The organism is Haloferula sp. A504 (assembly GCF_044385805.1).
Classification (GTDB): domain Bacteria; phylum Verrucomicrobiota; class Verrucomicrobiia; order Verrucomicrobiales; family Akkermansiaceae; genus Haloferula.
Map to the genome: position 1 here is coordinate 39724 of NZ_JBISBU010000040.1, position 10352 is coordinate 50075.

At 65.8% G+C, this 10352-nt stretch carries 7 protein-coding genes; 2 read left to right on the forward strand and 5 right to left on the reverse strand.

The annotated features are described in order from the left end of the window. Nucleotides 1-2 precede the first annotated feature (2 nt). From ACG2LG_RS16675 to hisG, 5 genes are all read right to left on the reverse strand, one after another. Nucleotides 3-2252 (reverse strand): PAS domain-containing protein, encoded by a 2250-nt coding sequence (locus tag ACG2LG_RS16675; RefSeq protein ID WP_396260861.1) that lies wholly within the window; start codon nucleotides 2250-2252, stop codon nucleotides 3-5. A 64-nt stretch (nucleotides 2253-2316) separates the two neighbouring features. Further along, a complete protein-coding gene (locus ACG2LG_RS16680) occupies nucleotides 2317-2964 on the reverse strand; it encodes a L,D-transpeptidase family protein (RefSeq protein ID WP_396260862.1) in 648 nt (215 codons plus the stop codon). Between the two features lie 79 nt (nucleotides 2965-3043). Next, entirely contained in the window at nucleotides 3044-4378 is a 1335-nt protein-coding gene (locus tag ACG2LG_RS16685; protein ID WP_396260864.1) for a tetratricopeptide repeat protein, read from the reverse strand. A 210-nt stretch (nucleotides 4379-4588) separates the two neighbouring features. Beyond that, nucleotides 4589-4693, reverse strand: a complete 105-nt coding sequence (locus ACG2LG_RS16690) for an AURKAIP1/COX24 domain-containing protein (RefSeq protein ID WP_396260866.1) — start codon at nucleotides 4691-4693, stop codon at nucleotides 4589-4591. Between the two features lie 48 nt (nucleotides 4694-4741). Then, nucleotides 4742-5629: an ATP phosphoribosyltransferase gene (gene hisG, locus ACG2LG_RS16695; protein WP_396260868.1), complete on the reverse strand. Its 888-nt coding sequence runs from the start codon at nucleotides 5627-5629 to the stop codon at nucleotides 4742-4744. 540 nt (nucleotides 5630-6169) lie between these two features. Here hisG and ACG2LG_RS16700 point away from each other — a divergent pair. Both ACG2LG_RS16700 and rpsA read left to right on the forward strand, forming a co-directional pair. Continuing rightward, nucleotides 6170-7981: a heparinase II/III family protein gene (locus tag ACG2LG_RS16700; RefSeq protein WP_396260870.1), complete on the forward strand. Its 1812-nt coding sequence runs from the start codon at nucleotides 6170-6172 to the stop codon at nucleotides 7979-7981. Nucleotides 7982-8284: 303 nt separating this feature from the next. After that, nucleotides 8285-10012: a 30S ribosomal protein S1 gene (gene rpsA, locus ACG2LG_RS16705; RefSeq protein WP_396260872.1), complete on the forward strand. Its 1728-nt coding sequence runs from the start codon at nucleotides 8285-8287 to the stop codon at nucleotides 10010-10012. The last annotated feature ends 340 nt before the right edge of the window (nucleotides 10013-10352 follow it).

Below are 10352 nucleotides of genomic sequence, written 5' to 3' on the forward strand. Positions count from 1 at the left end.
CTTCAACCGGCGTCCGGGCACTTCAGCGTGATCCGGGCCCTGGCACCGCCTTCGTCGCGGTTGAACAGTTCAAGCGTGCCGTGATGCAGGCCGATGATCTTGCTCGAGACCGAGAGGCCGAGGCCGGTGCCCATGCCGGTCGGCTTGGTGGTGAAAAACGGGTCGAAGAGCTTCTTCTCGACCTCCGGCGGAATGCCCGGGCCGGTGTCGTCGATCTCGATCCGGATCACCGGGTCGCCGCCACGCAGGTGCCCCGCCGTTCGCGCGCCCTCGTCGCGCTTCATCTCGCCGAGCGCGGTCCGGTAGGTCCGCACCGTCAGGGACCCTCCCCCGTCGCCCATGGCCTGCATCGCGTTGATCATCAGGTTCACCAGGACCTGCTCGATCTTGGTCGTGTCCATCTCGATCTCGGGCAGCCCCTCGGCGAGATCCTCCTTGAGGACGATCCCGGCCTTGCGCAGCTGGAACTCGACCAGCGAGAGCGCTTCGGTGACCACCTGGTTGACGTCGGCACTCTCGAGTGACAGCTGGCGCGCCGAGGAAAAATCGACCAGGCCCTTGACGATGCGCTTGGCCCTCTCGATCCCGCGCTTCATCCGCTCCAGCGCCTCGCGGCCCTGCTCGTCGGTCTCGGGGATGCGCCGGGCCAGCAGCTCCAGACCCATGCCGATCATCGCCAGCGGGTTCTTCACCTCGTGGGCGACACCCGAGGCGAGCCGTCCGATGGACTCCATCTTCTCGGCCTGGATCAGTTGCTCGTGGGCCCGCTGCAGGTTCTCGTTGGCCTGCTGCAGGTCGTTGTTGAGCTGGCGCATCGCATCCTCCGCATTCTTGCGGTCGGTGATGTCCGTGGAAATTCCCGCAACCGAGTGCACGTGGCCGTCGACATCCCGGAGGGGAAACTTCACCGACACGTACCAGCGCGGTTCGCCGTCGACGAAGAGCCGCTGGTCGAACTGGATCGGGCCGCCGGTCTCGAGCACCTTCTCGTCGTGCTCGCGGAACTCGGCGGCCGCCTCCTTGTCGGCGATGAAATCGTCGTCGCGCCGCCCCAGCACGTCGTCCCGCTCGAGCCCGAAGAGCTCCTCGAAGCCGCGGTTGACCATGCGGTAGCGACCGCCGCGGTCCTTGAGGTAGATCACCGCCGGGCTGTTGTCCATGAGCTCCTGGAGCTGCTTCTGCACCTGCTGGAGCTTGGCCCGGGCGCGGCGCTGCTCGGTGACGTCGCGGTCCATGCCGACGATTCCCCAGCAGCGGCCGTCCACGTCGACCAGCGGCACCTTGGTGGTGATCATGTGGCGCACGCCGCCCTTGCCACGATCGATCGTCCACTCGCGGTTGAGCACCGGCTTGCCGGAAGCAAGCAGGTTGAGGTCCTCGCGCGCCCCGTCGCGGGCGATCGTCTCGGGATAATAGTCGTCCGGCGTCTTGCCGAGCATCTCCTCGGGGGACTCGGCCCCGACCCACTCGGCCATCGCCTTGTTGACGACCAGATAGTGGCGCCCCGGGTCGCGGACGAAGATCTTGTCGGGGAAGCTGTCGATGAGCGACCGCAGCATGTTGCGCTCCCGCTCGAGCGTGTTGCGGGTGATCATCAGCTCGGTCACGTCGCTGGAGATGCCGAAGGTCCCGATGATCTTCCCCTCGCGGTCGCGGAACGGCATCTTGGTCGTCAGTGCCCAGGTTTCGCGTCCGCCGGAGAAGGTCTCGTGCTCGATCTTGTCGCTGATGCCACGGCCCGACTCCATGATCTCGCGTTCGTCCTTGAGCGCCTGATCGGCGTGCTCCGCCTCGAAGAAGTCGTGATCGGTCTTGCCGAGCATGTCCGCCGGATGGCCGCAACCGAACTTCCCGGCCATGCTCTGGTTGACCTTCAGAAAATGCGAGTCGGCATCCTTGAAGTAGATGTTCGCCGGCACGTGCTCCATCAGGGTCTCGAAGTAGTGCTCCAGCGAGCGGTGCTGCTCCTCGTGATGGTGGAGCAGCCTCGCCAGCTCACGGTTTTCCTCGACCAGGCGCCTGGCGAGCAGCTCGGCCTCCCGGCTGCTCTCGCCGACGCGCCGCAGCTGGATCCAGGCGAGGGTGATGATGGAAAGCGCACCGATCCCTCCGGCCGCGGCGCGCGACATCGGGGAGCCCGGCCCCATCGACAACCACAACACCGCCAGCAGCCCGCAGAACGCGAGCGCCACCCGGGTCGCCCGGGCGTCCCGGCTCCGGGGAGCCTCGTCCTCTTGCTGCTCGTGATCCATCCGACCGTGCTCTATCAGAGAAGCACGGCGCGCCCGCCCGTGTAAAGCCGGACCGGCCGGACGCTCACTCGACCGTCACCGGCGTGCCGACCTTCACCTTGCGGTAAATCGTCGGGACCACCGAGCGCGGACCGCGGATGCAGCCGTGCGAGGCCGGATAGCGGGGCACGCGGCCGATGTGGTGGCCGACGCCGTCATTGGTCAGGCGCATCCAGTAGGGCATCGGCGCGCCGACGAACTTGCCGCCTTCGGGCACGTCGCTCGGCTCCTCCTTGCCCCAGATCCGGGAGCCCTCGGCATCGTAGACCTTGCCGTAGGCATTCGAGGCCTTGTCGACCTTCTTCTCGAGGATGGTGTACTCGCCGGCCGGGGTGCGGAAGCCGCTCTTGCCGGTTGAAATGGGGTAGTCCATCGCCACCTCCTCGCCGTTCATCAGGAAGGCCCGCTGCAACTCGAGGGACATGACCAGCCGCGAATTCGCCGGCGTGGTCTTCGACATCAGCTCCTCGTTCTTCCAGACCTTCGAGGTTTTCGGGTAGTCCTTCTCCGCCTTGAAGTGCTCGTAGGTCCCCGGCTCGAAGGGATTCACGTGATTGCCGTCCTTGTCGTAGTACTTGCCGTCGTCGGCGAGATTCACGCCCGGGCCGGTCGCACAACTGGAGAAAATCAGGGCGAGGCCGGCGGCGGCGAGGCTGGTCACTAGGGCTTTCATGGCAGGGTGTCGAAGCGGATGAAGGCGGGTGATTAGCCCAAAAGCAGAATTCGTGCAACCCTGCGAGGAGGTGCGAAAATCACCCGCCTTCCGGGTCGAGCGCCTCGGCACGCTTCAAGAGCGGCCGGATTTCGGCTTCCGAGCGGCCCTGCTGCTGGAAAATCGCGGCCAGCCGCCGGTAGGCCCCGGCAAGCTCCGCCTCCTCATCCGCTCCGTAGCCCCGGATCGCCGTGCGCACCCGGTCCGCCGCCGGTTCAAGGTCGCCGGAGTCGATCAGGCACTCGGCAAATTCACGCTGGAAGGCCGGCTCGGTGGCCGGTCCGTCGGTGCCCGAGAGCGCCTCCGCCTCGCGGAAGCGCCACGCCGCCTTGTCCCGCGTCGAGGGGTCGCGGCGGGTCGCAATCGCCAGCTTCACCGCGATGGCCGGATCCTCGGCGTGGTGGAAAAGCCCCTTCTCCAGAAGCAACCGCGCCTGCCGTGGCTCATCACCCTCGAGCAGCTCGTCCGCCAGCTTGACGAATTCATCGGCATCGCCGCCACGGATCTTCAAGGCCTCGACGGCATGCGGCCGGGCCCGGTCGGGGTCGTCCAGCCGACGGTAGTACTTCGCCAGCGCCTGATGCGCCAGGCCCTGCCGCGGATCGATTTCCAGCACCGCCTTGAGCACCGCTTCGCCCTCATCTCCCCGCTCGGCGGCGAAGAGCAGCACGCCCAGACGCACCCGCAGCTTGAGTGAGGTGGGCACCGCCTCGGTGTGCCTTTTCAGCATCTCGACCGCCTGCGGCAGCCGTCCCGACTTGCGGAAGTGCTCGCTCGCCGCGCGGGCCAGCACCGGGTCCTGCGGCGAACGCTCCATGGCCTGCTCGAAGACCGCATCGACCCGCGCCCGGGCCTCGGCGTCATCGCCGGGAAAAAGCGTGCGCGCCATTTCCGCCGCCGCCAGCGCCGGGCCCGCCCCCGGGCGCTCCGCCACCTGGTCGAAAAGCTTCTTCGATTCTTCCCGCATCCCGCGCTCCTCGTAGCTGCGGAACAGGCGCCGGATCACCGCCAGCTCACCCGGATGACTTTCCAGGGTCTTCTCCAGCGCCTCGCCGGCGAGCTTGGCCGCGAGATCGTCTCCCGGGGAACTTTCCCGCAGGAAATCCGCGTAGGCCAGCTGCACCTCCAGCCGCTCCGGATGGGCGGTCGAAAACTCCCGCAACAGCGCCGAAGCTCCGGCGATGTCGCCTCCCATCCGGCGCAGCCCGGCGACCTCGGCCGCCAGCGGCCAGGCACCGGGATCGGCCTCCAGCGCCTTGTCAAACCACCCGGTCGGGTCATTTCCCCGCGACCGCTCCAGCACGCCGCGGGCGTAGTCCTGCTTCGGATCCGCCATGGCGATCAGAGGAAGGAGAAGCAGCGGAAGCACGCGCATCGCCCCCATCCTCGCCGCGGCAACCCACAAATCAAGCTCGCGGGCGGATGGCCAGGAACGGGCCGGGCCCCGCAGCCTTCGCCCCATCGCCCGCAGGGCGCCTCGGAGAAAGGTCCCTCTCTCCGTACGCCAAACGAGGGACCCGGTCACCCGGATCCCTTGTGTCAATTGGTTTGCCTCAATCAGGTCAAGCGTCCCGCGCGTGGAGCGTCAGGACTTGTAGCGGAGCCGCTTCTTGTGGCGGTTCTGCTTCATGCGCTTCTTGCGCTTGTGCTTGCTGATCTTTGACTTACGGCGCTTTTTGAGCGAGCCCATGGTCGTGTTCGGTTCGGGGTTCGGTTGCTGGGAAATGTTTCTTTGTCCTCAGCTCACCAGCTTGTTGAGCGGGAATTCGATGATGCCTTCGGCACCCAGTTGCTTGAGATCGGGAATGATGTCGCGGACGACCGACTCGGCGACCACGGCCTCGACCGCGACCCATCCGCCGTCGGCGAGCTGGGCGATGGTCGGACGCCGCAGGGACGGCAGCCGATCGAGCAGGGCGGACAGCCTATCCTCGGGAAGATTCATTTTCAAGCCCACCTTGTCGCGGGCGTCGAGCGCCGCCTTGAGCAGCAGGCAGATGCGCTCCATCTTCTCGCGCTTCCACGGGTCGGCCGCCGCTTCGGGGCTGGCGTAGAAGTGCGGGAAGGAGACCAGCAGGGTGTCGACGATGCGCAGCTTGTTGGCGCGGATCGAGTTGCCGGTCTCGGTGACGTCGACAATGGCGTCGACCAGGTCGGGCACCTTGACCTCGGTCGCACCCCAGGAGAATTCCACGTCGGCCTTGATGCCCTTGGCGGCGAGGTAGCGTTCGGTGATGCCGACACCCTCGGTGGCGATCCGCTTGCCCTCGAGGTCCTCGGGGTTCCGGATCGGCGAGTCTTCCGGCACGACGAGCACCCACTTCGTCGGGCGCACGGTGGCGCGCGAGTAGGGCAGTTCGGCGAGGTCGACGAGTTCGCGGCCCGCCTCGGTCGCCCAATCGAGTCCGGTAATCCCGCAGTCGATGAAGCCCTGCCCGATGTAGCGGCCGATTTCCTGGGCACGAATCATGTAGAGATCGAGCTCGGGGTCGTCGGAAGCCGGGCGAAGCCCGCGCGACGAGACGTAGATGTTGTAGCCGGCCTTCTCGAGCAGTTCGAGGGTCGGATCCTGCAGGCTGCCTTTCGGCAGGGCCAGCTTCAGGGATGGGTCGGAAGTCTCCGGCATCGGCGGGCGGTGGGGATAATGGCGGAACCCCGCGAACGCAAGGCAAGTTTTGGCCTTCAAAGCCCCTCGCCCGCTACAAAGTCCGCCCGTGTCGTTCGTAGTTCCGCCTTCAGGCGGTCTTCCGGCCTGTTATTCTGGCGGGAGTCAACGGACCACTCTTCGGACCCCCTGAAGTTTTGGGCTTGGAAGCTCCAAAACTTCCCAGGTTCCGCCAGTGTGGTTCGTAGTTCCCCCTTCAGGGGGTCTTCCGGCCTGTTATTCTGGCGGGAGTCAACGGACCACTCTTCGGACCCCCTGAAGGGGGAACTACGAACGCTTGGCCGCGACGCTTTCCCGTCCCGAGCGACCATCGGACCTGGCCAGCCGCTTCCGCTGCCAGTGGCGGCAGCCAAGGAGGGTGCCGAGCCGGAGAGCCCGCCAAACGAGGAAAAGCAACCAGTAGGGCAGGACCATCCGGTCATCTCGGGAACCGAGATCGGTGACCTTGCCCACCGAAGGATCTCCTGAAAGCTTCGCCCGGTCCCGCGCTTACTCCTCGGCGTGAAACGTGCCTTTCTCGTTCCGGCTCTTGCCGCCGGTCTTCTTGGCGGAACCAGCCACGCCGCCGGGCCCGCCGATCCCCTCGCCACCCTCCAGCCCGGCCACCCGCGACTGCTGGTCCGTGAGGGCGACTGGGACCGGCTGAAGACCCGGGCCGGGGCCGACCCGATGCTCGGCCAGGTCACCGACCGCATCGTCGCCGACGCCACCGCGCTCCTTGACGAGCCGCCGCTGGAGCGCATCAAGACCGGCCGCCGGCTGCTCTCGGTTTCCCGCGAGGGTCTCGAGCGAGTCATGCTGTGGTCGATGGCCCGCCACCTCACCGGCGAGAAGCGCTACGCCGACCGGGCCGAAAAGGAACTCCTCCAGCTGGCCGCCTTCACCGACTGGAACCCGTCGCACTTTCTCGACGTCGCGGAAATGACCGCCGCCCTGGGCATCGGCTACGACTGGCTCTTCGACGACCTCCCGCCGGAGTCGCGCGAGGCGATCCGCGAGGCGATCCTCGAAAAGGGCCTCGCCCCCGGCAGCAAGGACAGCTGGTGGTGGAAACACCGCGACAACAACTGGAACCAGGTCTGCTTCGGCGGCCTCACGCTCGGCGCACTGGCCATCGCCGACACCAACCCGGAGCCCGCCCGGCAGTTGCTCGACGCGGCCCGCAAGGGCATCGGCCACGGCCTCGGCACCTACGCGCCCGACGGTCTCTACCCCGAAGGCCCCGGCTACTGGAGCTACGGCACCGTTTACCAGTGCCTGATGATCGATGCGCTGCGTTCGGCGCTCGGCACCAGCTGGGAACTCGAGAAGGCACCCGGATTTCTCGAAAGCGCCGCGGCGCAGGTCGAACTCACCGGCCCCACCGGCCAGTTCTTCAACTTCTTCGACGGCCACGCGGGGCCGTCACTGCAGCCCGCGCGCTTCTGGTTCGCCCGCGAGCTGGAGGACCCCGGCCTCCTGCTCTTCCAGCGGGGTCCCTTGGAAAAGATTCTCCATCGCCGGGGACACTCCAGCCGACTGCTCGTCCCCGTCGCCCTGTGGTGGGCCGGACTGCCGGAGTCCTCGCAGGCTCCCGAGCTGCCACTCGCCTGGAAGGCCGATGGCCCGAACCCGGTTGCCATCTTCCGCAGCTCCTGGACCGATCCCAACGCCCTCTACCTCGCCTGCAAGGGCGGCAGCGCCGATCTATCCCACGCCCACATGGACGCAGGATCGTTCGTCCTCGAGGCCGATGGGGTGCGCTGGGCCGTCGATCTCGGCAGCCAAGGCTATTACTCGCTCGAATCCCAAGGGATCCGGCTGTGGGACGACGGCCAGAACGGCCAGCGCTGGAGCGTTTACCGGCTCAACAACCGCAGCCACAACACCCTGACGATCAACGATCAGCTCCACCGGGTGCGGGGCTCGGGCAGGATCACGGATTTCAGCCCCCGCGGTGCCACCCTCGACCTTTCACCCGTCTTCCAAGGCCAGGCGACGGCGGTGACGCGGGAGTTTCAGGTCGAAGACCGCAAGGTGGTGGTCCTCGACCAACTTCGCGGCCTCGAACCCGGAACGACCGTCCGCTGGACCATGGTGACCCGCGCCGATGTCACTCCCGAAGACCGGCAGGCAACTCTCAGCCAGGACGGCAAGACCCTGGATGCCCGGCTTTCCCATCCGGCCGACGCCCGATTCCGGGTGCTCGACGCCGCCCCCCCCGAGGATGACTTCAATGCGCCGAACCCGGGTGCCAGGTTGCTCGTGGTCGAGGCTCCCGCCCCGGAAAGCGGCGAGCTTCGGATCAGGATCAGCCTCGAGCCGGGAAGCTGAGGTTTCCGGAGAATCGACATTCCTGTCGATCATCGGGTGAGAGGGATGATCGACAGGAATGTCGCTTCTCCGAAAGTCCGACCGGCTCCGATGCCTTCTTTTCAGTCGGCCTGCAATTCGACCGCAGCCCTTTGAAAATCAGCCTTTTTCCGCTTGTCATCGGACCCCGGTCCCCTAGCTTCGCGCCCCCGTTTCTCTTTCCTACCGCCAGCACGCAGTCGGAGCCCCATCGCGTGTTGGACCAACATTCGGGGCAATTCGGAAAGGCAAGCGAGTTAACCAAACCAACCAACCCCTAACCACATGAGCACCCAAGTGCTTGAACCCCTGAACCAGGAACTCAGCGAACTCATCGATTCGAAGTTCACCGAGTTCAAAGAAGGAACCATCGTCAACGGCACGATCATCGAGATCCGCCCGCAGGTGGTCCTCGTCGACATCGGCTACAAATCGGAAGGCACCATCATGGCCTCCGAGTTCGAGGACGAGGAGATCGAAGTCGGCGATGAAGTCGAAGTCCTTCTCGAGCGTCTCGAAAACGACGAAGGCACCGTCGACCTCTCCAAGGAGAAGGCCGCCCACAAGAAGAACTGGGACAAGATCGTCGGCGTCTACGAGGACGGCGGACTGGTCCGCGGCAAGGTCAAGGCGGTCGTCAAGGGCGGCCTGACCGTCAACGTCGGCGTCGAGGCCTTCCTGCCCGGCTCCCAGGTCGACATCATTCCGCCGAAGGATCTCACCGAATACGTCGGCAACATCTACGAGTTCAAGATCGTCAAGGTGAACGACGACCGGAAGAACATCGTGCTTTCCCGCCGCGAGGTCATCGAGGCCGAGCGTGCCGAGCTGCGCCAGCAGTTCCTCCGGACCGTCAAGATCGGCGACAAGGTCACCGGCGCGGTCAAGAACATCACCGACTTCGGTGCGTTCGTCGACCTGCAGGGCATGGACGGCCTGCTTCACGTCACCGACATGTCGTGGGGCCGCATCAACCACCCTTCGGAGATGCTCATGATCGGCCAGTCGGTCGAGGTGATGATCCTCGACGTCGACCGCGAGAAGGAGCGCGTGTCGCTCGGTCTCAAGCAGATGACCGACAACCCGTGGGAGGACATCGAGCGCAAGTACCAGATCGGCACCAACGTCAAAGGCAAGATCACCAAGCTTCTCCCCTACGGCGCCTTCGTCGAGCTGGAGCGCGGGGTCGAAGGCCTCGTCCACGTCTCCGAGCTTTCCTGGGTCAAGCGCATCACCCGCCCGAGCGACGTGCTGGAAATCGACCAGGAGATCGAAGCCGTCGTGCTCGGCATCTCCATCGAGGAACAGAAGATCTCGCTCGGCGTCCGCCAGCTCGAGCCCAATCCGTGGGACGAGATCGAGGTCCGCTACCCGATCGGTGCCACCATCAAGGGCCCGGTCCGCAACCTCACCGCCTACGGCGCCTTCGTCGAGCTCGAGGAAGGCATCGACGGCATGGTGCACGTCTCGGACATGTCCTGGACCCGCAAGATCAACCACCCCTCCGAGGTCCTCAAGAAGGGCGACGAGGTCGAGGCGATCGTGCTTTCCATCGACAAGGCCAACCAGCGCGTGTCGCTGGGCGTCAAGCAGCTCGAGGACGACCCGTGGAGCCTCATCGACGACCGCTTCAAGGTCGGCGACCTGGTCAAGGGATCGGTGGCCAAGATCGCTTCCTTCGGTGCCTTCGTGGCGCTCGACGGCGACATCGACGGTCTCATCCACATCTCGCAGCTCAGCGAGGGCCACGTGGACAAGATCAAGGACGTCATCAAGGTCGGCGACGAGATCGAGGCCCGCGTGATCAAGGTCGACAAGGTCGAGCGCCGCATCGGTCTTTCGATCAAGGCCGTGAGCTACTCGGAAGAGGAGCTCAAGAAGGAGAGCGCTTCCTTCGAAAGCCTGCGTCCGTCGTCCGAAATGGTCGGCCTCGAACAGGCCTTCAACCTCGCGACCGCCGCCGCCGAGGAGTGGAGCCCGTCGTCCGAGGAAGGCGAAGAGGAAGAGAAGTAATTCCCTTCCGCAACCCACTCACAAAGCCGGCCCCGGAAACGGGGCCGGCTTTTTCTTTGGATCCTCCACCCGTGGGAAAGGCCGGGCCGGACGGCGAACCCGGTGCCGGGTGCAACTGAAAGTGGTGGGCAGAGCGGTTGGGGTGACCGCGAAGCAGCGGTCCGCGGCCGGACTTTTCAGGCTCGGTGTTCCTCCCTTGCTCTCCGACTTCACTCCGCCCCGGATGGGGAGCCGCCGGGAAATCTAGACTGCGGCGATTCATCGCCGCTTTGATGGAGGCGATTCATCGCCGATGGCGCGGCTCGCATTGAAATGCTTCGCCAAAGCGGCGATGAATCGC

What these genes read in the sequence shown, in the direction of transcription:
- ACG2LG_RS16675 (WP_396260861.1), bottom strand. Translation starts at nt 2,252, where the DNA reads ATGGATCACGAGCAGCAAGAGGACGAGGCTCCCCGGAGCCGGGACGCC.
- ACG2LG_RS16690 (WP_396260866.1), bottom strand. Translation starts at nt 4,693, where the DNA reads ATGGGCTCGCTCAAAAAGCGCCGTAAGTCAAAGATCAGCAAGCACAAG.
- ACG2LG_RS16680 (WP_396260862.1), bottom strand. Translation starts at nt 2,964, where the DNA reads ATGAAAGCCCTAGTGACCAGCCTCGCCGCCGCCGGCCTCGCCCTGATT.
- hisG (WP_396260868.1), bottom strand. Translation starts at nt 5,629, where the DNA reads ATGCCGGAGACTTCCGACCCATCCCTGAAGCTGGCCCTGCCGAAAGGC.
- ACG2LG_RS16685 (WP_396260864.1), bottom strand. Translation starts at nt 4,378, where the DNA reads ATGCGCGTGCTTCCGCTGCTTCTCCTTCCTCTGATCGCCATGGCGGAT.
- rpsA (WP_396260872.1), top strand. Translation starts at nt 8,285, where the DNA reads ATGAGCACCCAAGTGCTTGAACCCCTGAACCAGGAACTCAGCGAACTC.